The organism is Streptomyces sp. NBC_00252, assembly GCF_036187565.1.
In the GTDB taxonomy this organism is placed as follows: Bacteria; Actinomycetota; Actinomycetes; order Streptomycetales; family Streptomycetaceae; genus Streptomyces.
Genome location: NZ_CP108087.1, coordinates 963,771 through 986,339, shown reverse-complemented (window position 1 = coordinate 986,339; position 22,569 = coordinate 963,771). Strand labels below are relative to the sequence as shown.

Here is a 22,569-nt window from a genome sequence, read left to right as displayed (position 1 = left end):
CCCGAGCAACGCCCCGATGTCGCCGGTCACGGCTTGGCCAACCCCTTTCCGCACGTTGGCCGCAAATTCACCGCACGCCCCTGACAGCCCCCACCTGAAGGGGCGGAGAGTGATCCGAGGTCTGGTCCACGAGATCCCTCGAAGCTCTTCAAGAAGGGGCAGTCATGGCCGAGTTGACACGTCGCAGACTCCTGGGTTCCGCCGCGGGCGCGGTGGGCGGCGCCGCGGCACTCTCCCTCCTCCCGCCGAGCGTCCAGAAAGCCGTCGCCGCCGAGCCGCCGAAGAACGGCTCGCTGCGCGACATCGAACACGTCGTCATGCTGATGCAGGAGAACCGGTCGTTCGACCACTACTTCGGCACCCTGTCCGGCGTTCGCGGTTTCGCCGATCCGCACGCACGCAAACTCGACACCGGGCGCAGCGTCTTCTACCAGCCGGACGCGGTGAACCCCAAGGGCTACCTCCTTCCGTTCCACCTCGACACCCACACCTCCAGCGCGCAGGCCATCCCGTCCACCAGTCACGCCTGGTCGGTGCAGCACCAGGCCTGGAACAACGGCAAGATGGACCAGTGGCTGCCGGCCCACCGTGCCGCCGACGGCGTCAACGGCCCCTATGTGATGGGCTATTACACGCGCGAGGACATCCCGTTCCAGTTCGCGCTCGCCGAGACCTTCACCATCTGCGACAACTACTTCTGCTCGGTGTTCGGTCCCACCTGGCCCAACCGACTGATGTGGATGACCGGTTCGATCGACCCCGGCGGCACACAGGGCGGCCCGATCATCAGCAACGTCGCGCCGACGCCCTACCGTTGGACGACGTACGCGGAGCGCCTCCAGAACGCCGGCGTCAGCTGGAAGGTGTACCAGGAGGAGGACGACTACGGCACCAACATGCTGGAGCAGTTCGCCTCGTTCAAGAACGCGCAGCCCGGCTCCGACCTGTACGAGCGGGGCGTACGCCCGCAGCCGCACGGGACGTTCGAGGACGACGCGCGCAACGACCGGCTGCCCACGGTCTCGTGGATCTGCCCCACGAGCTACCAGTCCGAGCACCCGGACTACCTCCCGGCCGCCGGCGCCGACTACGTCGCGTCGAAGATCGAGGCCATCGCGTCCAACCCGAAGGTGTGGCGCAAGACCGCGTTCATCCTCAACTACGACGAGAACGACGGCCTGTTCGACCACGTCGTGCCCCCGACGCCGCGCGCGGGCACGAAGGACGAGTTCATCCAGGGTCTCCCGATCGGCGGCGGGTTCCGCGTCCCCGCGATCATCATCTCGCCCTGGACCGTGGGTGGTTGGGTCGCCTCGGAAGCCTTCGACCACACCTCGGCGCTGCAGTTCCTGGAGCGCTTCACCGGTGTCGAGGAGCCGAACGTCACCGACTGGCGCCGTGAGACCTTCGGCGACTTCACCTCCGCGTTCCGCTTCCGCGACGCCCGCCCGCGCTCGCCCCGGCTCCCCGACGACACGGCGGAGCAGCTGGAGAAGGCGAAGGAGGAAGTGGCAACCCTCCCGAAGCCCACCCTCCCGGGCGCGGACCAGAAGTTCCCCCACCAGGAACGGGGCCGCCGCCCGCACGTCTGACCGGAGCGGAGGGTGGTGACGGGCGGCCCCGGCCGGTGTTACCCGGCCAGGGCTCCCCGCGCCGCAGCCACCGCCCGCTCCGCGTAACCCCGCCCGAACAGCACCACATGCACCAGCAGCGGAAACAGCTGGTGCAGCCCGATACGGTCGGCCCAGCCGGGGGCGAGCGGGGCGGCCTCCTGGTAGCCGGCCAGCACGTCGGACAGGTGGGGGCAGCCGAAGAGGTGCAGCATCGCGAGGTCGGTCTCCCGGTGGCCGCCGTGTGCGGCCGGGTCGATCAGCCGGACGTGGCCGTCGGCGCCCCAGAGCACGTTGCCGTTCCACAGGTCGCCGTGGAGTCGGGCGGGCGGCTCGGCGGGACCGGCGAGGAGGGGCAGCCGTTCGCAGACCGCCTCCACCGCGGACGCCTCGGCGGGCCGCAGGGTGCCCGCGTCGACCGCGCGCCGCAGATAGGGCAACACCCGTTGCCCGGCATACCAGTTGGGCCAGTCGTCGGCGGGGACGTTGCGCATCGGCGCGAGCCCGATGTACGCGTCCGTAGGGCCGCCGGGCGGTGGCGCCCCGAACGCGGGTGCGCCCGAGGCGTGCAGTGCGGCCAGGTCACGGCCGAACCGGACGGCTGCCCGCGCACTCGGCGGCCCGGTGCGGACGAGGTCGGTGACCAGCCAGCGTTCGTCCACCCCGCGCACCGCGGGCACACGCACCGTCCCGGCCTCCGCCAGCCACCGCAGCCCCGCCGCCTCGGCAGCCACGGCGCCCGGCGCGTCGTCGCCCTTCACCACCACCAAATGCCCACCGTCGAGGGCGACTTCGACGACCGCCCCGGACAGCGGACGCTCACCGATCACCGCACACCCGGTGAGCCGAGCAGCCGCGCCACCCGCACTCTCGCCGTCGATCACGGTGCCGGCGTACGAGCGGGAAGAGGGCGCACGTGAGCGCACGGTGAGACACAGAGCCCGGACTCGTGCAGCACCCGGTCGACCGTCTCCTCCAGCGGACTCGCGGCCGGGATCACCGTCTCGACACCGCCCGGCAGCAGGTCCAACGGCGTGTACCACTCACGGAGTTGCTCCTCGGTGACCTCGTCCGCGATGGGTTTGGTGGCGTGCCGGGCGAGGGTCTCCTCGAAGGGCACGTCGAGGTAGTAGCAGTGCGTGCGCCCGGGGTGGTCGGCGAGCAGCCCGGCCAGCATCCCGCCGTAGTGGGGGAAGTGGAGGATGCCTTCCAGCACGGTGTGGAAGCCGTGCGCCAGGGCGTGCCGGACGGTCAGGTCGATCAGGCCGATGTTCGCGCCGCCGGGGATGTCGCGCTCGCGCAGCACCTCGCGCCGCAGGACGTCCTGGCGCACCAGGGCGATCCCGCGGCCGTACCGCTCGCGCAGACCGGTGGCGACCGAACTCTTGCCGGAGGCGCTGTTGCCGCGCAGGACGATCAGCCGGGTGGGGGAGGAAGGGGTGGTCACCGGGGCACCCTATCGACCATGTGGCACTGAGTGATCGGGTGACCGCGAAGTGCGCCCTGGAGAGCGTCCGGTCTGCCTATATCGTAGGAAAATGGTGTGATAGCGGCGATTGGTGGCAGGGCCATGGCGGACGCGGAGATCGACTACGCGGCGGTGTTCCAAGGGCTGCCCGGCATGGTGGCCCTGCTGACCCCCGACCTGGTGTACGCGGACGCCAACGAGGAGTTCCTCCGCATGTCCGGCCGCACCCGCGAACAGGTCGTCGGCCGCTTCCTCTTCGACGTCTTCCCCGACAACCCGAACGACCCGGCCGCCACCGGCATGCGCAACCTGGAGACCTCACTGCGCCGCGTCCTCTCCACCGGCGAACGCGACGCCATGGCCCTCCAGCGCTACGACGTCGAGTCGACGGCCTGCCCCGGGGAGTGGGAGCAGCGCTACTGGAGCCCGGTCAACGCGCCCGTGCTCGGCCCGGACGGCAAGGTCGTCCTCCTCGTCCACCGGGTCGAGGAGGTCACCGAACTGATCCGGGCCCGTGCCGGCGCCGGCGGCGGCCGCACCCGCGTCCTGGAGGCCGAGCTGTACACCCGCGCCCGCGAACTCCAGGAGCTCAACGACCGGCTGCGCAGCGCCCACGCCCGCGAACGCGAGGTCGCCCTCGCCCTCCAGGACGCGATGCTCCCCACCCGCCGCCAGCGCGCCCGCCACCAGATCGCCGTCCGCTACCGCCCCGCCGTCGGCTCCCTGAACGTCTGCGGCGACTGGTACGACGTCGTCGACCTGGTCGGCGGCAACCGCATCGGCGTCTCCGTCGGCGACGTCGTCGGCCACGGCCTGGCCGCCGCCGGCGTCATGGGCCAGCTGCGCAGCGCCCTGAGCGCCACCTCACGCGTCGCGGCCGGCCCCGCCGAGGCCCTCGACGTCCTGGGCCGCTACGCCAACGTCGTCGACGGCGCCGAGTCCGCCACCGCCGTCACCACGTTCGTCGACTTCGACCGCCTCACCATCACCTACAGCAGCGCCGGCCACCCACCGCCCGCCCTGGTCCACCCCGACGGCCGCGTCGAATTCCTGGACCGGGCCACCGATCCGCCCCTCGACGCCCGACCCGACCCGATGCGCCGACCCCAGGCCACCACCACGTTCTCCCGCGGCTCCACCCTCGTCCTCTACACCGACGGCCTCGTCGAACGCCGCCGCGAGGACATCGACACCGGCCTCGCCCGCCTCGCCGACTCCCTCCTCCGCCACCTCGACACCGACCCCGAGGCCCTCGCCGACGCCGTACTCCTCGAACTGCTCCCGCACGGGGGCGCCACCGACGACACGGCCCTGATCATCGTCCGGCTCTGACCCGCGCCGCGATGCGGTGGGTCATACGACGATGGAGGTCATCGCCGCCCACAACAACGGCGCGTGCTCGATACGGCCCTCCGCGCGCCAGCGGTCCAGCTGCCCGCGCTGCCAGCCGCCGAGGCTCCGCACGGGGTCCTCGTGCTCGTGCGCGATGTCGACGGCGACGATCGCCTCCGTCAACGGGCTTACGGACGCGGGCAGTTGGGCCAGCCGGTGGAAGGCGAAGCTGGTCGGCAGGACCCAGCGGGTGGCGGTGACCAGTTCGGCGCCGTTGTGCAGCATCGCCGTCGCCAGTCCGAACGACTCCGCGAACCGCAGATCCCCGCCGCTCTCACAGCCGATGAGGGCGACCCGGGGCGGCGCGGGCCAGATCCGCGCACCCGGCTCACCGTCCGCACGCAGCGGCAGCGAGCCCAGCAGGAGGTCCTTGGCGGAGAGCGGACGATGGGTGCGGAGAGGTTCGGCGAGCCCGGTCGCGCCCGCGCCGCAGCACAGATGCAGGGTGCCGTCCTCGCTCTGGCCGCCCTCAACCGGCGCACCGCTCACATGCCCGACGTACAGCAGCCTCCGCGCACCCCTGCGCAGCACGTCGCTCAGCCAGTCCCGGTCCAGATCGGTGCGGCGGAAGGCCTCGGCCGGGTCGGTCACGGACGGTACGACGGGACCCGCGTCGAGACGGGTCCGGACCAGGGACGACAGCTCCGGGTCGGAGCCGGGCGGCCCCAGGACCGAGCCGAGCGCGGAGTCGGCGCGGAAGCCGGGGACACGGGGGTCGAGGACGAGGACGACCGGGCCCGCGTCCGCGCCCTGCGGCCGAGGTGCCGCCGGGGTCCGTGGCCGCAGGGACGCCGGTGCGGTGGTCACGACGTCCGCGAGATCGATGAGCCGTACGTCGGTGTCGGCGTCGACGGCGAGCAGTTCCCACGGGACCTGGGCAACGCGGGGCGACGGTTGGATCCGTACGAGGGGACGGCCCGCCCGCTCCGCCACCCGGCGCAGCTGCGCGGTCAGTTGCTCCGGCCACAGCGCCTCGGCCAGCGCCCGCGCGAGTCGGCGTTCCCTCCCGCGCTCGGTCAGCGCGCCCGTGTCGAAGGCCTGCCTCATGCCTTCAGCGCCGTCGCCCGCCCCCGGCAGTGCGTCCGCCAACTCCCGCACCGCCTGGTCGACTTCGGCGCCAGGCCCCTGACCGGTACCGAAACCCCGGGCCCCGCCCACCCACGTCCAGGTCATGAACAGGTCGCCGGCGTCGGCCAGTCGGACCTGGACCACCGGGCGGCTCGTCATGTCGTCGGTGATCCAGAACGGCACCTCCTCCTCGTGCACGATCCGCCGGCGGTACCGGAACTCGGCCGCCGCGATGTACTCCTGGAGCGCGACCCGGCCCGGGCCCGACTGCGCCGGCATCCGCACCTTCGGCGGCGGCGCCACCCGCAGCCCGGCCGAAGCGGCGGCCTCCGCCGCTACCCCGCCGAGCGTCATCGAGCCCTCGGTGTGCTCGGGAGGTCCGTACGACTTCATGGCCGCGCCGGGGAAGACCGACGTCACGTCGTCCGACGGTTGGGCGGGCGACGCGTGGTCCAGGGCCAACGAGGCCCCCGCGCAACGGTGTTCGGCGAGTTCGAAGAGCAGACCTTGGTCCTGGCGGCGGATCGCCAGGCGGAACACCAACTGCATCGCCTCATCGGCCAGTTGGAGCCACTGGCTGCGGGCGTGGGCGGTCGTGAAGTCGTAGCGTGCCGCCTCCAGGGCCAGGGCGGCGGGCAGGGCGAGGGACAGCGCGGTGTCGACGGACCGCCGTTCGTGGTCGCCGCGGTCGGTCCGGCCGAGGTTGTCCTCAAGGGTGCGCGCGAGCATGAGGTCGACCTGCGCGCACCGCTCGTACACCTCCCGCTCCTGGTACACGTCACGGGCGCCCTGGGCCAGCCGCTTCATCTCGTCGATGTCGCCCCGGTCGTAAGCGTGTTGGGCGCCCAGCAGCATCGTGTCGGCGGCGCCGATCGAGGCACCGAGCCGCTCGAACCGGGCCAGGCTCGCCGCCAGCAGGTCCTCCGCGCCGAGCGCGTCACCGCGCCGCCCGGCGAGAAAGGCACGGGCCTGCTCGCACACCGCCAGGTCCCCGAACCACCGCTGCCGCTCGAAGAACGCGGACGCCTCCGCGAACAACCGCTCCGCCAGGCCGAGTTCACCCCGGTGCAGCGCCACGTACGCCCGGTGCGCGAGCAGCGTCCGCTCGCCGCCGGTGTCGCCCACCGCCCGGAAGTGGTCCTCCGCGCGGGCGAAGTAGTCCTCGGCCGCGTCGAACCGCCCGGTGGAGGAGCAGATCAGCCCGAGGGCGACCAGCAGTCGGGGGACTGTCTCCACGGCGGTCGTCGGCGTGGTCGACAGCAGCGCCGACGCCTGGTCCTCGGCGGCTCCCCACTCACCCCGATCCATCAATAAGTGCACACGGTTCAGACCGAGTTCAGAGGTACGCAGTCCGTCGGGGTCGTCGAACTCGGGCAGCCTGAGCGCCGCTTCGTCGAGACAGGCCAACGCCTCGTCCAGCCGCCCGGTCCTGCGCAGGAGATCGGACCCGGCGATCAGCGTCCGCAGCAGCATCTCCAGCCACAACTGACGGCCACGCGGGCCCATCGGCGCCGACGCGATGCCGTCGAGGAGTTCACGGGAACGCCGGTTGGCCTCCTCCGCGCCTTCCAGGTCCGTCGCGGTGAGGCGGACGCTCGTGATGTCCGACAGGAGGTGTGCCCGTAGGAACTGCACGTCGGGGGAGTCCTCGATGGACTCGGCCAGGGTGAGCAGTTCCTCGTAGACGGCGATCGCGGTGGTGAGATCGGCGGCCAGCTGGAGCCGCTCGGCGCGGGCGAAACCGCTGTCGAAGGGCTCTCCGTAGAGCCGCATCTCCCCGTCGGCCGGGGTGTGAGCCGCTTCGGTGTCGGCAGGGCGGTCCACGCCGGTGTCCGTGCTGCGAACCGCCTCATCGTCCGTCGCGCGGTTCACTCCGTCGCCCACCGGCGGGTTGGCTCTCTCGTCCGGCATCCGTCAGTAGTCCTCGTCGGTGGTGGCGGCGGCGATCTCGGCGAGGAAGGGTGCCGAAGTGCCGTCCTGCGGTGGCGAGTCGGGTGCGTCGAGTGGGGTTGGTGTTGCCGCTGTCGCGAGGCGTCGCCGGACCAGTGCACGGATCGCCTCGCGGTCGGCGCCGCTGTCGGAACCCGGCCCCGGGTCGAAACCGGGCAGCAGCACACCGAGTTCGATGCGCGGCTCCGTCTCGCCGGCCGGGAGGTCCAGGTCGGCCCGGCCGGACCACACGTCGGCCCGGCGGGAGAGGGGCACCCGACTCCGGGGCCCGTCGTTCACCCGGACCTCCGCCGCGAGGGGCACCTCGGCGACCGGCGCCGCGATGTGCGCGACGACCTCGACCTCGATCTGCCGCCGTGCGCCGAGTGCGCGGGCGGTCCAGGACACGGCGGTCTCGGAGGCGTCGACGAAGCCGGGCGGACAGCGCCGCCAGTCGTTGGTGCCCCTGCCCCGCGCGATCACCCGGCCGCCTGTGACAAGGGGTTCACCGGCGGCGAGGGCGTAGTCGTCGTGTCGTGCGAACAGCGCGGTGGCATCGACCGGAGTGCCGTCAGGGCGGGGCCGATCCAGGGCCGCGCGGAGATGGCGCAGCGGCTCCCCGTCCAACCCGGCGCCGTCCGCCGCGTCGTCGACCGTCCGCAGAACGTGCTCCAGCCGGCGTGCCGTGTCGCTCGACGGCGGTGTGGAGTGCCACCACTGGATCAGCGTGTCGAGACCGGCCTCGTGGTCCCCGATCAACTCGGCTGCGCAGTCGTCGGGTTGATCGTCATCCGCGTCGAACAGTTGCTGGCATGTGTGGGTGAGCGCGGCCAACTCCAGCCCGAGCACGTCCGGTTGGAGGGTGGGGATCCCGTCGAGGTGCGACGCGGGCCACCACCGCGCCGCCCAGTGCCCGAAACCGAGCCGGGCGGCGCTGCTCGCGAGGGCGGTCGGCTCCGTGGCCACCCGCGCACTCGCCAACTCGCCCACCGCGCAGGCGTGTACGGCAGCGGCGACCTGCTCGCCGTAGACCACCCATAGCCACTGTTGCGCGCGCTGCACGTCATGGATCTCGGCTGTAGGCAACCCCGCGCCCCCGAGAACGGGCCAGGTGAGGACCGCCCCGGTGACGTCGAGTACCGCGCGGGTGAAGTCGGAGGTGGCGACAGGACCCCCGGTGACGTGGACTGTGCCGTCCTCGTCCCGCGAGACAACGACCTCGCCCTCGCTGGCCCCCCGCGCCATCACGCGCTCCTCGCCTCGGCCGCCCGCGCAAGGTCAGGCGCTGCCACCGACCCCACCGACAACGACCGCAACGCCGCCCGGACCCGAGCCCGATGGTCCATCATCACGGACCGGGCGACCCCGTCGAGCACAGCCCAGGCCGCCCCCGCATCCGCAAGTCCCGCGTCCCGTACGTCCCGTCCGTGCAACCGCACCCAGAGCCGCCGCATGTACGCGGTCCACGGCGTCCGGAGGTCCTGGGCGAGCGCGTCCAGGGCGCCGCCGTCCGGATCGGGGCGCGGCGAGACGGTCATCCGGCGGGCGCGCAGGACCGAAGCCTCCCTGCGCCAGCGGCTGTTGACAGCCCGGTGTGCCGAGGTGAGACCCGGTGTGGGCGCCGCAATGCCCAGCGGGTCGAGACCCACGGCGAGTCGCCCGCCGAGGACGACGGCGACGCGCAGGCTCTCGTCGTACAGCCCGAGCGGAGCGCAGCTTCGGCCGACCTCGCGCCCGACGAGTTCCGGCACCGTGGGCAACTCCTCGCGCCGGGGCGACGATTGGAGCACGACGAAGAGCCGCTCGAAGAGCGTGCGGTCCAGCGGCGCGGGCAACGTGGCCGTCGAGGCACCCCGGCCGACCTGAGGGAGCGGCGGCAACTGCCGTTCGGTCAGGCCGAGATGGGCGGGGAGATCCGCACGCCCCCAGACCCCGCCCGCCTGCGCCCACAGGGCCCGCCCGAGCAGCCCACCGTGTCCCGCCGTCACCATGGACGCGTACGCCGGTGAGTCCCGAGGCCCCTCCGCCCCGCCGCAGGCCTCCAGAACCTCGCCCGCCAGCGCGACCGCAACGGCCGTATCACCGACCGGAGTCGACGCCCGCCCATCCCACGCGACGGCCAACTCCCGCTCCAGCTGGGCATATTGAGCGGCATCCGCCAGATACCGCTTCAGCGCGTCCACCGTACGGCCGCAGTCCGCGTCCGCGACCTCCTCGACGACCGCCCTGGCCAACGCGCCCGCAGCGGGGCCGGGTTCACCGTGCTCGGCGGCCAGTTCGAAGCACCGCTGGAAGTACAGGTCCTGGGGGTGCCCCGCGACGATGCCCAGCGCCCGGCGGGTCCGTTTGAGCAGGGTGAACCACTGTGCCGTCGCGACGAGCCGCCCGCCGGACTCCCGTAGCAGCGCGTCGAGGCGCGCGGCGGGTTCCGGTGCGAGGAAGTCCGCGGCGAGGTCGGGGTGCAGGGCCGGCCTGACGACCAGCGGCAGCAGGATCAGCTTGACCGTCCGGGTCAGCGGGGCGCCACCGGGGCCGCTGAGCGATTCCAGCCCGGGACCGAGCGCACGCCACGCGCCGTCGATGACCATGGCGCGCGGTCGGCGCTCGCCCGTCGGCTGGCTCGGAAGCGGCATGTCAGGAGGGTACGTCGTCCGAGTTCGGCCGGGCGAACCTGGGATCGGTAGGCGTTCCGGGCCACCTAGCGTCCACAGGGACAGCGGGAGACACGGGCATCCGCCCCCACCAGAAGGAGCAGTCGTCATGGGAATCTTCGGGCGTCGCAAGAGCCGCGAGGAGCGGGCCGCCGAGATCGCGGGCCAGGTGGCCAGCGGCAAGGGTTTCTACGGCCGGACCACCCGCGCGTTCCTCGGCAACGAGGACTACGCCAGGGTCCAGCAGTCGATCGGCGCCTACAACTCGGGCCTCGCGGTACAGCAGTTGCTCGCCGCTGGGGCGCCGACCATCACCGCCGTCGTCGTCTCGATCGGCGACACCGGCCAACTCGTCAACCACGACCCGGTCGTCGACCTGGTCGTGCAGCCGGCCGGGCGCACCGACCGGATCGCCCTCCAGACCGTCGTGTCGAAGCTGCGCATCCCCCGCACCGGCGACCAGGTCCTGCTGGTGGCCGACCCGGCCCACCCCGGCGCGTACCTCTACGCGGGCGACGGTGTCACCCCGTGACCCAGCCACCGCTCCTCGAAGTACCGGCGACCGACTCCGTGCTCCTCTCCTTCGACGGCCGGGTGCTGGAGGTGTTCGGCTACGCCGACGCCGCCCGCTACCACGTCTGGGAGGAGCCCCGGATCCAGTTCCGCACCGGCCGCCTCCGCCGCCTGACGATCACCACCAAACACGGCAGAAGCCACTCCCTCCTCTACGACGCCCACCGCCTCCCCGACCTCCAGATGTTCGCGGAGCGGCTGGAGTCGACCGCGCGGCCGGACCCGGAGCACTGACCCGTCACCCCGGCCTGCGCGTGGGGGACAGAGAGAAGCAGGGGACATGCGCAGCTACACGAGTGTGTTCGTGGGCCAGTTGGTGCTGGCCACGGTCTGCTGTTCGGCCGGTCTGTTCTTTCTTTTCGTCGGGTACGACGCGTGGAGCGACGCTCCCGGTTGGGGCTGGCCGGTGCTCGTGTTCGGGTCCGGGCTGGTCATCACGGTCGTGATCCCCGTCGCGGCGACCGCCGCCGCGCGCCAGATGTTCCCCCGGATCACGCGCGGGCACCGCGTGAAGGGCGGGCGTACCTCGTACGAGGACGACACCTTCGTGATGTGGGCGCCCAGGTCCCAACAGGGCTCCACGCAGGCGCGGTTGGCACGGGCGGACGTACTGGAGGCCTCACTGTCCCGGTACAGCCCCGACGGCGAGTCGACCTTCACGACCCACCACGGCGACTACACCCCGGACGAGTTCACGCCGCTGATCAAGCTCAGACTGCGGGTGCACGACGCCGAGGTCACCGACGCGGCCACCGCCTTCGAGGTCACGGGCGAATGGCGGGTGCCGTCCCTGTGCCTCTCGGCGATCACGGCGGGCCGCATGGTCGTCCTCGTCGACCCGTCCGCTCCCGGGGATGAGCGGGCGGTCACCCCGCACTGGCCGCGCAGCGCCCTGCTCGCCGGCACGCGAACCTGCCGGGTGACGGACCTCGAAGGCCGAACGGCCGCCGTGACGAGGCGAGTTGAACGCCAGCTCCAGCAGATGCGCATCTCCCGGGAGGCCGGAGGCGTCGTGATGAACGGCGACACGATCGACCTCCGGCGCCTGGACCCGCGCACTGCGGCACGCTACGCCGCCCTCGCCGACCGGGACCGTGCCCACCCCGAGGAACAGGCGCCGGTGAGTGAACCGGGCGAGGAAGCGCGCCGACTCGCCGACCAACTCCCCGGTGAGCAGGGGGCGTTCGGCTCGGTCGGCCGAGGATGGTCGCGCCGGGGCGGTGTCCTGGCGCGCGCCCACTTCCTGGAGCTGCGCGCCCGGACCACCTTCCAGGACCACGGCCCCGTCCTGGACACGGTCCTGCGCATCCAACCCCCGGACGGCACACCCCCGTTCGACGCCACCCGCCGGCTGACGGTCCCCATGAACTACTTGACCGCCCTCCACCGCACCAAGGAAGTAGTCCTCAGCGTCAGCCCCAGCGGCGCGTCCTACGACGTCGACTGGGCCCGCACCAACCTCCTCGCGGGCGTCACCGAGGCCACGGTCATCACCCCGGACGGCCGTGAACTCCCTTTGACGGAACGCCCCGACACCATCTGGGCCCTGATGAACCTGCTCGCCTCCCACGGCCTCTCGAACCCGAGTCCGGTACTCGATCTGCGCACGCGCCGGATGAGAGAGGTGGCGGGCGTCGTACTGGACGCATGTGTGTAGTGCTACGGGCAGGACTCCCCGAACTTGACCGCGGAGAACTGCACCGGCTGCCCACTCAGCTTGGTCCCGGCGGGCGGTTTCTGGGAGCACACCTGCCAGTTCGACTCCAGGAGGACGTAACGATCCTTGCCGGAGGCGTCCTTGACGCTGATCGACGTACTGGAAGGGAGTGCGTGGCGGGCGGTGTTGACCGCCTTCCCCTTGAAGTCCGGCATCGTCCTGCCGGCCGCAGTGGGCGCGGACTGATCCTTCGCCGGGCAGGTCTCGTCGACCTTCACCGCGCCGAAGTCGAGGCGCTTGTCGGTGGAGACGGTGGTGCCGGCCTTCACGTTCTGGGAGCAGACCTTCCAGTCCCGGTCGAGGATCTGGTGACGGTCACGGCCGAGCGAGTCGTGCGAGGTGAGGCTGTAGAACCCCTGCTTCTGGGCGGCGTCCTGGGCGGCTTGGAGACCCATGCCCACGAAGTGGGGGACAGACCTGCTCTTGCCCCCGGTCTTGGCGTTGCCGCTCGCACCGGTGGTACGGCCTCCGGTGGTGGTGGCGTGGCAGCCGGAGCCGAGGGCGCCGATGACGAGAATCCCCACGGCGACTCCACCGACGAGCTTCCAGTCACGCTTCCTCTTCGACGGCACAAATAAGGAGTTGGACACGGTACGCCCCTGATGTCTGGATGAAGGGCCACTGTGTCAGACATGCCCACCCGCCCGCACGAAGTGTGACGAACCGTGACGGGTTTGGGGGCGGGGTGCCGCGGTGGAAGCCGGGTCGGCTCGTAACTCGGCCTTTTCCTGGGCTACTTGAGGTGTTGCCCCAAGAAGTCGACGATGTGGCCCATCGTCTCCTGCGTGGACCAGGGAAGTCCGGCCGAGGTGTTGCCGGTGAAGGACAGGTCGCCGTGTCCCGCGCCGGTGAGGACGTAACGGGTGCTGTCGATTCCCTTGGCGCGGAGGGCCGTGTGGAGGTCCAGGGTCTCGCTGGGGGAGACCAGGTTGTCGGCGCTGCCGTGGAACAGGACGAAGGGTGCCGTCCTGGAGCTGATGTGCGTCGCGGGGTCGGCGGCCGCGACCTCGCTGGTGCGGTCCGCGATCGACTTCTTGGTACCGGGGCCGTAGACCCATTGGGCCGCACTGTTGCCCGGCGCGTAGTTGGCCTGCTGTGCCGCCGTGTCGTAGTCGGCCGCGAGCTTGGACAGGTCGGCTGGCCCGAACTCGTCGACGACGCCCTGCACTTCACTGCTCCGGTTCAGGTTGCCGCCGACGTCGAAGGACTTCTCCCCGTTGGTGGCGCCGGTCATCGCGGCCAGGTAACCGCCCGCGGACTGGCCCCACACGGCGACGTGGCCGGTGTCGATGGAGTACGTGTCGGCGTGGGCGCGGAGGTAGCGGATCGCGGACTTCACATCGGCGACGGCGTCCTTGTACGTGGCGCCGTCCTTGGTGGTCCGGTACTGGATGCTCGCCACCACGTAGCCCTGGTCTGCCACGTAGGTGCGCTGGCTGAGATTGGCGGTGCGGTCCGCCATGACGAACCCGCCGCCGGTCAGATACACGACCAGCGGCTTCTTTCCCGGCGTGGAGGTGGGCACCTGGATGTCCAGCTTCAGGTCGCTCTTCCTGCCGTCGGTGGTGGGCGAGGAGTACGTGATGTCGTGCGTCGTGGTGATCCCGGAGGCGGGGCACCGGATCTGCGCGCCGGTGGGGTCGATCACGGTGCTGGTGCCGGTGTCCGACTTCTTGATGGTCTTGGCCGTGGCGATGCCTCCCGCGTTCGCCGAGGGCATCGCGGTGGGTGCTCCGGCTGCGGTGGCGGTCGTGCCCGTGGGGCAGGCGACTGTCTTGGCGTTGGGGCTGGATGTCCCGCCCGTGGAGCCGGTGCCGCCCGACGAGCAGGCGGCCAAGGTCAACCCCGCGACCACGGTGACCGTGATGACGGCGCTGCTCTTTCGTCGGCCTGTACGGGCTTTCCCTTGGGGTGCCGGGTTCTCTGCGTGCATGTCCTCTTCTCCCGTCGATGCGAAGCGGCAAGCGGAGATGCTATCTCCGCTTTCCGATCCCACCGTAGCATCAAACGGAGATATCATCTCCGCTTAGGCTCGACGGGTGCCCCACGCGGTCGAACCTGATCAAGGGGCGCCCAGCTCGCGTCGGTACGATGAACCGGACGATCCGACACCATCCGGAAGGCGTGGCGACTGGCATGGCGGAGCGCGCTGAACCCGGCAGGCCGCCGCTGCGGCGCGACGCCGAGCTGAACCGGCGCCGTCTGCTGGCCGCGGCCCGTGAGGTGTTCCGTGACCGGGGTCTGGCCGCGACCCTCGACGACGTCGCCCGCCACGCGGGGCTCGGTGTGGGCACCGCCTACCGGCACTTCGCCAACAAGGAAGAGCTGGTCGACGCGGTCTTCGACGCGATGATCGACCAGGTCGAGGCGTCCGCCCGCGAGGCGGCCACCGATCCCGACCCGTGGCACGGGCTGGCGTCCAGCCTGGAGAAGGTGTGCGAACTCCAGGCGCACGACCGCGGGTTGCGCGAGGTCATGCTCGGCACCGGCAAGGCAGCCCAGCGGCACGCCGTCGTCGACCGGCGGATCAAGCCCCTGGTCGATCCGCTGATCGCGCGCGCCAAGGAACAGGGGGCGCTGCGCCCCGACATGGAGCACCTGGATCTCCCGATGATCCAGCTGATGGTGGCCGCGGTCACCGACCAGACCGGGGAGCCCGACCTGTGGCGGCGCTATCTGCGGCTGCTGCTGGACGGTCTGCGCATCCAGCCCGAGGGGACCCAACCGCTGCCCCCGGCACCCGAGTTCCGCGGCTTCGGACCCGGCGCCTATCCCGGCGGGACGACGACGCCCCGTTCCTGAAGCGGGTTGGCGCGGCCCTCGTCGCCGGGTACCGGGACAGCGGTGGCCAGGTCGTCACGAGGCTGCGGCAACCCAGCCCGCGTGGTCCCGATGGCGGTCCAGGCCCACGGCCGTGAACTCGTCCTGGCCAGGTCCGCTCGTGGCACCGAGCCGCCGGAGGGCCTGTGAGATCGGGCTGAGTCCCATCGCTCGGTCGTCCGACGGCCCCCACGCGAGCGCTCCGTCAGCCCAGACGGCGGCTCGTTGCTCGCCGGTCCCGCCGAAGTACTCGGCCTCCACATAGGCGACCGGTCCTCCGGCGGACCACTCGGCGAGGGCCCGGTCGAAGCCGCCCGGCAGCCGCCAGAACCCCAGGGGGCTCGCGCCGCTGCCGTCGGTGACGGCGTCGAAGAGCTCGTCCGTCATCGGCAGCAGCGACAGACCCTGGCCCAGCGATGCCACGCGGGCATCGGACACGTTCCGTGCGGAGGCGCGGAGGAGTTCGGCTCCGGCGATCACCGCCTGGAGGACGTAGGCCATGTCTGTGGTCCTCTTCCCGTTACGCCAACCCGCCGTTGGCGAACAGTACTTGACCGTTGACCCAGCGCGCGGGCCCGGCCAGGAACGCCACCGACTCGGCGATGTCGTCCGGGGTGCCCAGGCGTTCCAGCGGGGCGGCCTTGGCGAGGTTCTCGACCGTGGTGTCGTCCTTGCCGTCGAGGAAGAGGGGCGTGGCGGTCGGGCCGGGGGCGACCGCGTTGACGGTGATGTCCTTGCCGCGCAGCTCGCGGGCCAGGACGAGGGTCATCGCCTCGACCGCGGCCTTGCTCGCCACATAGCCGCCGTACGTCGGGAACTTGGTGCGGGTGACGGTGGTCGAGAAGTTGATGATCGCGCCGCCCGCGCGCACCCGGCGGGCCGCCTGCTGGGAGACGACGAACGTGCCGCGGATGTTGGTCCGGTGCATGCGGTCGAGGTCGTCCAGGTCCATGGTGGCGATGGGGGAGAGGGCCATGATCCCGGCGGTGTTCACGACCACGTCGATGCCGCCGAACTCCGCTTCCACGGCGTCGAACGCGGCGGACATCGCGTCCTCGTCGGCGACGTCACCGCCGACCGGGATCGCCCGGCCGCCGGTCGCGACGATCGCGGCGACCGTCTCGTCCGCCCTGGCCTTGTTGCCGGCGTAGTGCACGCCGACCGCGACGCCGTCCCGGGCCAGCCGCTCGGAGACGGCGCGGCCGATGCCGCCGGAGCCGCCGGTGACCAGGGCGACGCGGGTTGAGGTGTCGGTGTCAGTCATGGTGAGGGCCCTTCCGGGTGGTGGAGGTGGGGATCTGCGTGAGCCACTGCCCGAGCAGGGCCGACTCCGCGGAGGTGAACGGTTGAGGGGTGAGATCGTCCAGGGACGAGAGCAGCGTGGTCGCGGCCGCCGCGCGGGCGTCGCCGGGTGCCGTGTCCGCCGCCGGGTCGAGCAGGATCGCCTGCACCATCGCGTCACGGACCTGCGTCGACAGGGCGGTGTCCGGATACAGCGCGGGGCGCATGATCAGCCCCAGTGCGACACCCGTGGTCGCGGTCATGATCATGCGGGCCGCGATCTCGGGGGCGATGCGCATACGGCCCTGCGCGGCGAGCCGCTCCAGCACCGCGCGGAGGATCCGCAGCGCCTCCTGCGCCGCCTCCGGCATCGACCGCAGCGCCGGGGCGAACATCAGCTTGTAGGCGTTGGGATGCGCCAGCGCGAACGCCACATGGCTGTCCCAGCCGGCGAGCAGGTCCTGGAGGGGGTCCGCCGACTTCTCCGCCGCGCGCTTGGTCTCCAGGTACTGGTCCCAGACGTGGTCGACGGTCGCCGCCAGCAGTCCGTCCTTGTCGCCGAACAGCCGATACAGCACGGGCTGTTGGACCCCCGCCGCCTCGCACACCGCCCGCGTCGAGACGTCGCCGCTCGGCGACTGCGCGATCAGCTCCGCCGCCGCCTCGATTATCAGCGATCTCGTGTTCATGTGAGCGACGATAACACCGACGCTTTATCGATGACAACAGTTTTGCGTTAGCGGTGAAAACGGGGGTGCGGCGAAGGCGGGGGGTACGGCCACAACAAGGGGCGCCCCCGCCGTATCGCGTGGATACGGCGGGGGCGCCCCTCGGCGCCGTGCGGACTCAGGACTGCACGGCGAGCTGGAAGGACTGCGCGGTGGAGCCGTCGCAGGTCCGTTGGGTGAGCTGGACACTGTTGGTCGCCGCCGTGGGGGCGGTCAGGCACTTGCCGCTGTGCCGGGCGACGAAGTGGTAGCGGCCGCTGGTCTCCTTCACGGGCTGCCACTGCTGGTTCGTGCCGCCGGAGTAGGCCCACAGCTGCAACGGCGCGTTGTCCGCCGTCGAGCGGTCGGTCACGTCGATGACCTGTGCGGGGTTGCCGCGCGCGGTGATCTCCATGTACCCGCTGTCGGTCGAGCGGAACTGGTACTGCTGCGCCGCCGTACCGTTGCAGGCGTACTGCTGGATCGCCGTGCCGTTGGCCGTGGCCGCCGAACGGGCGTCGACGCAGGTGCCGTTGCCGCCGTTCTGCACGGAGTACCAGGACGTCTCGGAGATCGGTGTGTCCGTCGGAGGCGTCGAAGTGCCGCCCCCGCCGAGCCACTTGAGCCCGTTCAGCAGGAACTGGTTCTGGGTCGGGCTCGCGAACGTCGACGACAGACGCGTGTTGGTCGTGTAGTTCATCGCGTTGTGGCCGAAGTTCGCGTACAGCATCTTGTACTTCGTGTTGGTCCAGATGATGGGGTAATACCCGCTGTACCAGGACTGGTTGGGATCCGTGCCGACCGGGAAGCTGCTCGGGTCGATCGACGCGAGGATCTTGATGTCCGGGTTCTGCCGCAGGTCGTTGGACCAGCTGTACCACTCGCTGACCGACGAGGTGAACGTGGCCGGCAGGCCGGCGGTGGGCGGGATCGAGTGGTCCTCCACCTTCAGGGTCACCGCCGTCGGACCCCAGGTGTTGGACACGAAGTTCCCCGAGCCGAGGAACGTGTTGTGGTACCAGGACCAGCTGGCCGCGTCCGTGGTGAAGGCGGAGACATGGAAGCCCATGAAGCCACCGCCGTTGCGCATGTACGTCTCGAAACCGCTGCGTTGGGCGGACGTCTGCGGCAAGTCGTCGAGGAACAGCACGACTTGGTAGGCGTTGACCCCGCCGTTGGCGAGCAGGTCCCAGTTGGTGCTGGACGTGTAGGTGAAGCCGTTCGCCGCGGCCTGCTGCGGGAACCAGACGTTCGCCTCCTTCTCGAAGTCGATGTGCGCCGCGTCGTACGTACCGCTGTACAGGCCGAGAACCTTGAACGGCGTTGCCGCGGTGCTCGCGTGGGCGGCGGGCGGTGCCACCGCGAAGCCCAGCACCGTCGCGAGGAGGAGCAGGACCCGCAGGGCCACGCGGGTGGAACCGGATCTGATGGTGGTGTTCATCGGTGATCGAATCTTTCCGTGCGGTCTACGGGTAGTTGGTCAAGTAGGCGGCGTTGTTACTGGAGTTGGACGGTCCGCCGGTGTTGTTGATGATGTGGCTGATCGTGCCGACCCCGCCCAGCGAGACGGTCACCATGTCGTGGAACTTGACCCCGGACACGCTCGGCACCTCGAAGGAGTGGTCGGCGACCACGCTCGAATTGCTGCTGAAGTAGCAGTAGCTGCCAAGTCCCCATGCCTCGTGGGTCGTCACGTTCGCGGCGACCTTGTAGGCGGGATAGCCCTTGCCGCTGCCGTTCATCCACGAGGCCTGGTTCGGCGGGTCGTAGGGCATCTCGTTCTGGAAGAAGTAGGTCCGGCCGCCGTTGCCGTTCCAGACGACCTGGGTCTTCTGGAAGTGCTCGACGAACAGGCCGTACGCCGTGACGTTGGCGCCGTTGACGATCAGCCCGGTGTCGGCGGTGTTGGTGGTCCAGCCGACCGTGCCGGAGTTGCCGTGGTCGGCCCGCCAGATCCAGGTGTGGTCGATGATCGTGTTGGCGCTGTTGACCACAAGGGAGTTGGTGGCCTTGCCGACGGTGGCGCCGCCGATGCGGACGAAGACATCGGACAACTGCGTCGGGTCGGAGGCGTGGGAAGCGGTCGAACCGGCCGGGCCGATCTGCACCAGGGTCCCGGAGTTGGTGGTGCCCGCGTCGACCAGCAGGCCCGCCAGCTCGATGCCGTCCACGTCGGCGGTCGAGATCGCGGTGATCCCGCCGTCCGGCACGAGGGTGGCGAGGCCCATGCCCAGCACGACCGTGTCGGGGCGGGTGATGTTGAGCGTCTGGTTGAGGTGGTAGACGCCGGGGGTGACCAGCAGGTTCTTGCCGGCCGCGAGGGCGGCGTTCATGTCGGCCGCGGTCGCGCCGGGCTTGACGATGTAGAACTGGTCGATCGGCAGGGACTTGCCCGCCGGGGTCTTCCCGCTCCACGTCGTACCGACGGCGTTGGACTGCAACCCCGGTACGAACACCTGGTAGTTGCCCGCGCTGTCGACGTACAGGAAGGGCTTCTCACGGATCGTGGGAGAGCTGGCGACGTTGGTGTACGTCGGGAAGGACTGGGCGGGTGCGCCCTGGTCGCCGACGAAGACCATGTTCCAGTTGGAGCCGGACCAACTGCCCATCGTGGAATTCCTGGTGAGGAACTGCTGCTGGGAGCCGGACTGGATCTGGCCGTCGACCTTGGTGTCGGAGATGAAGCCGCCGCTCGACCAACCGCCGTCGTCCAGCGCCAGGTTGCCGCGCACGTGCATGCGCCGGTAGGGGGCTGCCTGCGAGACGGCCCAACGGTCGGTCCCGCCCGTGGGGTTGACCGACAGGTTCTCGGCGTCGCGCCAGAAGTTCTGCGTCGCGTTGCCCTGGAACCAGTCCGCCTCCGCGTGCACAGCGCCGTTGATGGTCACGTCGTCCGGCGAGAAGCCGAGCCCGGCGACCTGCGTGTAGAAGCCGACGTTGGCGTTCGCGCTGTACGTGCCCGGCTTGAACAGCAGGGCCTGGCGGGCCGAGCCGAACTGGTTGGTCTCCTGCTGGGCGAAGACGGAGTTCAGCTTCGACTGGATGCTCGACGACGACATCGACGGGTCGAACACCGTCACGTTGGGGCCGAAGTCCGGGGTGCCCGGCGGGTTCGTCGAGACCGTGCCGAGGGTGAAGGACTGCGCGGCGGTGCCGTTGCAGGTGTACTGCGCGAGCTGCACGCTGTCCGCGGTGGAGGCGCTCGGGACGTCCAGGCACTTGCCGCTGTTGCGGTTGACGAAGTGGTAGGCGCCGTCCGCCTCGGCGACGGGCAGCCACTGCTGGTTGGCACCGCTGGAGTACGTCCACAGCTGGACGGGCGCCGAGTCGGCGGTCGAGACGTTGGTGACGTCCCAGGCCTCGGCGCCGTTCAGGTTGCTGTTCACCCGGTAGTAGCCGCCGTCGGTGGCGGTCAACTGCCAGTTCTGCGCGGTGCTTCCGTTGCACGTGTACTGCTGGACGGCGGTGCCGTCGGCACTCGCGGCCGAGCGGGCGTCGACGCACTTGCCGCTGCCCTTGTTGACCACGGTGGTGTAGCCGGTCGGGATCGCGGCGGCCGCGGTGCCCGCCGCGCTCGCCGAGGCCTGCGCGGCGAACTCGATGCCGGTCACGGTGGTCGCCACGAGCGCGATCGCCGTGAGCGCTCTCGGAACGGGATGGCGTACGGACAGTCTCTTCCGTCTGAGCACGGATTCTCCTGTGGTGATGGGGGGTTGGGGCAGAGAGGTCGGAAGGGGGGCGTCCGTCAGCCGGTGTACTTGGCGAAGATGCTGGTGAACTGCCAGTTGCTCTGGCTCACGCCCGAGCACGTGTCGTCGTTCGGGTAGGCGCCAGGGCAGGGCCGGTCACGGTTGGCCGACCAGAACGTCAGCCGCGCGAGGTGGTGCGTCTGCGCGTAGCCGAGGATGGTCTGGAAGTCGGCGGTGGTGACGGTCTCGTTGTTGTCGGTGATGCCGTTCATGGACGAGATGCCCATGTCCCGGTAGGCGGCGTCGTCGCTGTAGCCGTACGCGTTCTTCAGCGCGGTCTTCAGGCCCTCGGCCGCCCGCTGGGTCAGCGTGCCCATGTTCTGGCCGGCGCCGCCGAAGTCGAACGGCATGATCGTCCAGGCGTCCACGGTCAGCCCGGAGGACGCGGCCCGGTTGATGAGGCTCGTGTCCGGACCGCTCTGGCCGGTGCCGATGGTGACGTACACCTTGATGCCCGGGTTGTTGGCCTTGACGGTCTTCAGCGCGTCCACGGTCCGCTGCTGCACAGTGCCGTTGCTGTACGCGTCGGCCTCGATGTCGATGTCGATGGCCTTCAGCGAGTAGGCGCTGATGACCTTCTGGTACGCCGCGGCCAGCTCGCCCGCGCTGGAGCAGGAGCTCTCCAGCTTGTTGCCGCTGTAGCCGCCGAAGGACGGGACGACGTCACCGCCGTTGGCCCGCACGGTGTTGATGGTCGACTGGTCGACACCGCCGGTCAGCGCCCGGCCGCCGTCCCACTGCGGGTTGCAGTAGCCGTTGCTCAGCACGAAGGCCAGCGTGAACCACTTCACGCCGGTCGCGTTCATGACAGTCGTAGGGCTGGGCGGGTTTCCCCAGCCGTTGTACAGGTACGGGGCCACCGCCATCGGGGAGTTCGTGGGCGGGGTCGTGCCGCCGCCGGAGGGGGCGGTCCACTTCTGGTTGGCGGCGCCGGTGCAGGTCCAGATCTGGGTGCGGGTGCTGTTGGCCGTGGAACTGCCCGTGACGTCGAGGCACTTGTTGGCGGCCGGGTTCACGATGTCGTGCGCGGCGGACACGGTCCACTGCTGGTTGGCGCTGCCGCCGCACGTCCACAGCTGGAGCTGGGCGCCGTTGGCGGTCGAATTGCCGGTGACGTCAAGGCACTTGCCGAGGGCCCTGATGGTGCCGTCGGACCCGACCGTCCACTGCTGGGCGGCCGTTCCGTTGCAGTCGTAGGTCTGTACGGCGGCGCCGTCGGCGGAACTCCCGCCGGCGACGTCGAGACACTTGCCGCCGAGGCCGGTGATGGTGCCGGTGGCGGCCGAGGCGGAGGGGGCTGCGAGGGTGCCGACGGCGGTGAGACCGAGGGAGAGCGCGAGGGCGCAGCGGAGGGCGAGGCGTTGCATGACGAGGGCCCTTTCGTCCTGGGGTGGGGGGTGGACGCCGCCGGCTGGAGGGCGGTGAGAGGTGAACACGGGTGTTCACATATGTGAGTGCCAAATGCATTCATGGGAGGTCTGCTGGCTGGTGAACCTAAAGGTCTGCACCAAAGGCGTCAAGAGGTGCGACCGGATAAGTCCTGGGAGGCAGGGGTGAGTTGAGAAGTTGTAGGCGAAGGAAAAGAAATCACCAGGACCATTGAG

General features: G+C 70.7%; 19 protein-coding genes. 6 read left to right on the top strand and 13 right to left on the bottom strand.

What is annotated here, in order from left to right:
- The first annotated feature begins 164 nt into the window (after positions 1–164).
- Positions 165–1,592 carry an alkaline phosphatase family protein gene (locus OHT77_RS04370; protein ID WP_328826630.1) on the top strand — a complete coding sequence of 476 codons (1,428 nt, stop codon included), beginning with the start codon at positions 165–167 and terminating at the stop codon, positions 1,590–1,592.
- Positions 1,593–1,630: 38 nt separating this feature from the next.
- Here OHT77_RS04370 and OHT77_RS04365 read toward each other — a convergent pair whose 3' ends face one another.
- Entirely contained in the window at positions 1,631–2,494 is an 864-nt protein-coding gene (locus tag OHT77_RS04365; protein WP_328826629.1) for a fructosamine kinase family protein, read from the bottom strand.
- On the bottom strand, positions 2,491–3,057 hold the full coding sequence (locus OHT77_RS04360) for an AAA family ATPase (protein WP_328826628.1): 567 nt from the start codon (positions 3,055–3,057) through the stop codon (positions 2,491–2,493). The genes OHT77_RS04365 and OHT77_RS04360 overlap by 4 nt, the downstream gene beginning before the upstream one ends.
- A gap of 123 nt (positions 3,058–3,180) precedes the next feature.
- Between OHT77_RS04360 and OHT77_RS04355 the strand changes: the two genes are divergently transcribed.
- Positions 3,181–4,410, top strand: a complete 1,230-nt coding sequence (locus OHT77_RS04355) for a PP2C family protein-serine/threonine phosphatase (RefSeq protein ID WP_328826626.1) — start codon at positions 3,181–3,183, stop codon at positions 4,408–4,410.
- A gap of 21 nt (positions 4,411–4,431) precedes the next feature.
- Here OHT77_RS04355 and OHT77_RS04350 read toward each other — a convergent pair whose 3' ends face one another.
- The 3 genes from OHT77_RS04350 to OHT77_RS04340 form a co-directional block, all read right to left on the bottom strand.
- Positions 4,432–7,311: a hypothetical protein gene (locus OHT77_RS04350; RefSeq protein ID WP_328834152.1), complete on the bottom strand. Its 2,880-nt coding sequence runs from the start codon at positions 7,309–7,311 to the stop codon at positions 4,432–4,434.
- Between the two features lie 141 nt (positions 7,312–7,452).
- Positions 7,453–8,712 carry a hypothetical protein gene (locus tag OHT77_RS04345; protein ID WP_328826624.1) on the bottom strand — a complete coding sequence of 420 codons (1,260 nt, stop codon included), beginning with the start codon at positions 8,710–8,712 and terminating at the stop codon, positions 7,453–7,455.
- Positions 8,712–10,100 (bottom strand): hypothetical protein, encoded by a 1,389-nt coding sequence (locus tag OHT77_RS04340; RefSeq protein ID WP_328826623.1) that lies wholly within the window; start codon positions 10,098–10,100, stop codon positions 8,712–8,714. Before OHT77_RS04340 ends, OHT77_RS04345 begins: the two co-directional genes overlap by 1 nt.
- A 127-nt stretch (positions 10,101–10,227) precedes the next feature.
- On the opposite strand from OHT77_RS04340, the gene OHT77_RS04335 reads away from it, so the two are divergent.
- Genes OHT77_RS04335 through OHT77_RS04325 form a run of 3 tightly spaced genes read left to right on the top strand, consistent with a single transcriptional unit; the run spans position 10,228 to position 12,348 of the window.
- Positions 10,228–10,650, top strand: coding sequence for a hypothetical protein (locus OHT77_RS04335; protein WP_328826622.1), 423 nt, complete (start codon positions 10,228–10,230; stop codon positions 10,648–10,650).
- Positions 10,647–10,925 carry a hypothetical protein gene (locus tag OHT77_RS04330; protein ID WP_328826621.1) on the top strand — a complete coding sequence of 93 codons (279 nt, stop codon included), beginning with the start codon at positions 10,647–10,649 and terminating at the stop codon, positions 10,923–10,925. The genes OHT77_RS04335 and OHT77_RS04330 overlap by 4 nt, the downstream gene beginning before the upstream one ends.
- A gap of 46 nt (positions 10,926–10,971) precedes the next feature.
- On the top strand, positions 10,972–12,348 hold the full coding sequence (locus OHT77_RS04325; protein WP_328826620.1) for a hypothetical protein: 1,377 nt from the start codon (positions 10,972–10,974) through the stop codon (positions 12,346–12,348).
- 2 nt (positions 12,349–12,350) lie between these two features.
- Here OHT77_RS04325 and OHT77_RS04320 read toward each other — a convergent pair whose 3' ends face one another.
- Entirely contained in the window at positions 12,351–12,932 is a 582-nt protein-coding gene (locus OHT77_RS04320) for a hypothetical protein (protein ID WP_443047919.1), read from the bottom strand.
- A gap of 209 nt (positions 12,933–13,141) precedes the next feature.
- Positions 13,142–14,341 carry an alpha/beta hydrolase gene (locus OHT77_RS04315; RefSeq protein ID WP_328826618.1) on the bottom strand — a complete coding sequence of 400 codons (1,200 nt, stop codon included), beginning with the start codon at positions 14,339–14,341 and terminating at the stop codon, positions 13,142–13,144.
- A gap of 203 nt (positions 14,342–14,544) precedes the next feature.
- On the opposite strand from OHT77_RS04315, the gene OHT77_RS04310 reads away from it, so the two are divergent.
- A complete protein-coding gene (locus OHT77_RS04310; protein ID WP_328826616.1) occupies positions 14,545–15,210 on the top strand; it encodes a TetR/AcrR family transcriptional regulator in 666 nt (221 codons plus the stop codon).
- A 54-nt stretch (positions 15,211–15,264) separates the two neighbouring features.
- Here the strand turns inward: OHT77_RS04310 and OHT77_RS04305 are convergent, their stop codons facing one another.
- From OHT77_RS04305 to OHT77_RS04280, 6 genes are all read right to left on the bottom strand, one after another.
- Positions 15,265–15,729 carry a hypothetical protein gene (locus tag OHT77_RS04305; RefSeq protein ID WP_328826615.1) on the bottom strand — a complete coding sequence of 155 codons (465 nt, stop codon included), beginning with the start codon at positions 15,727–15,729 and terminating at the stop codon, positions 15,265–15,267.
- Between the two features lie 19 nt (positions 15,730–15,748).
- Entirely contained in the window at positions 15,749–16,492 is a 744-nt protein-coding gene (locus OHT77_RS04300) for an SDR family oxidoreductase (RefSeq protein WP_328826614.1), read from the bottom strand.
- Positions 16,485–17,198: a TetR/AcrR family transcriptional regulator gene (locus tag OHT77_RS04295; protein ID WP_328826613.1), complete on the bottom strand. Its 714-nt coding sequence runs from the start codon at positions 17,196–17,198 to the stop codon at positions 16,485–16,487. The genes OHT77_RS04300 and OHT77_RS04295 overlap by 8 nt, the downstream gene beginning before the upstream one ends.
- 157 nt (positions 17,199–17,355) lie before the next feature.
- Positions 17,356–18,657: a ThuA domain-containing protein gene (locus OHT77_RS04290; protein ID WP_328826611.1), complete on the bottom strand. Its 1,302-nt coding sequence runs from the start codon at positions 18,655–18,657 to the stop codon at positions 17,356–17,358.
- A 25-nt stretch (positions 18,658–18,682) separates the two neighbouring features.
- On the bottom strand, positions 18,683–20,905 hold the full coding sequence (locus tag OHT77_RS04285; protein WP_443047918.1) for an RICIN domain-containing protein: 2,223 nt from the start codon (positions 20,903–20,905) through the stop codon (positions 18,683–18,685).
- Between the two features lie 56 nt (positions 20,906–20,961).
- Positions 20,962–22,332, bottom strand: a complete 1,371-nt coding sequence (locus OHT77_RS04280; protein WP_328826609.1) for a ricin-type beta-trefoil lectin domain protein — start codon at positions 22,330–22,332, stop codon at positions 20,962–20,964.
- Between the last annotated feature and the right edge of the window lie 237 nt (positions 22,333–22,569).

Coding starts and splice junctions, on each gene's coding strand:
- OHT77_RS04335 (WP_328826622.1), top strand. CDS start 10,228: ATGGGAATCTTCGGGCGTCGCAAGAGCCGCGAGGAGCGGGCCGCCGAG.
- OHT77_RS04300 (WP_328826614.1), bottom strand. CDS start 16,492: ATGACTGACACCGACACCTCAACCCGCGTCGCCCTGGTCACCGGCGGC.
- OHT77_RS04310 (WP_328826616.1), top strand. CDS start 14,545: ATGGCGGAGCGCGCTGAACCCGGCAGGCCGCCGCTGCGGCGCGACGCC.
- OHT77_RS04370 (WP_328826630.1), top strand. CDS start 165: ATGGCCGAGTTGACACGTCGCAGACTCCTGGGTTCCGCCGCGGGCGCG.
- OHT77_RS04355 (WP_328826626.1), top strand. CDS start 3,181: ATGGCGGACGCGGAGATCGACTACGCGGCGGTGTTCCAAGGGCTGCCC.
- OHT77_RS04340 (WP_328826623.1), bottom strand. CDS start 10,100: ATGCCGCTTCCGAGCCAGCCGACGGGCGAGCGCCGACCGCGCGCCATG.
- OHT77_RS04305 (WP_328826615.1), bottom strand. CDS start 15,729: ATGGCCTACGTCCTCCAGGCGGTGATCGCCGGAGCCGAACTCCTCCGC.
- OHT77_RS04325 (WP_328826620.1), top strand. CDS start 10,972: ATGCGCAGCTACACGAGTGTGTTCGTGGGCCAGTTGGTGCTGGCCACG.
- OHT77_RS04290 (WP_328826611.1), bottom strand. CDS start 18,657: ATGAACACCACCATCAGATCCGGTTCCACCCGCGTGGCCCTGCGGGTC.
- OHT77_RS04350 (WP_328834152.1), bottom strand. CDS start 7,311: ATGCGGCTCTACGGAGAGCCCTTCGACAGCGGTTTCGCCCGCGCCGAG.
- OHT77_RS04345 (WP_328826624.1), bottom strand. CDS start 8,712: ATGGCGCGGGGGGCCAGCGAGGGCGAGGTCGTTGTCTCGCGGGACGAG.
- OHT77_RS04295 (WP_328826613.1), bottom strand. CDS start 17,198: ATGAACACGAGATCGCTGATAATCGAGGCGGCGGCGGAGCTGATCGCG.
- OHT77_RS04280 (WP_328826609.1), bottom strand. CDS start 22,332: ATGCAACGCCTCGCCCTCCGCTGCGCCCTCGCGCTCTCCCTCGGTCTC.
- OHT77_RS04315 (WP_328826618.1), bottom strand. CDS start 14,341: ATGCACGCAGAGAACCCGGCACCCCAAGGGAAAGCCCGTACAGGCCGA.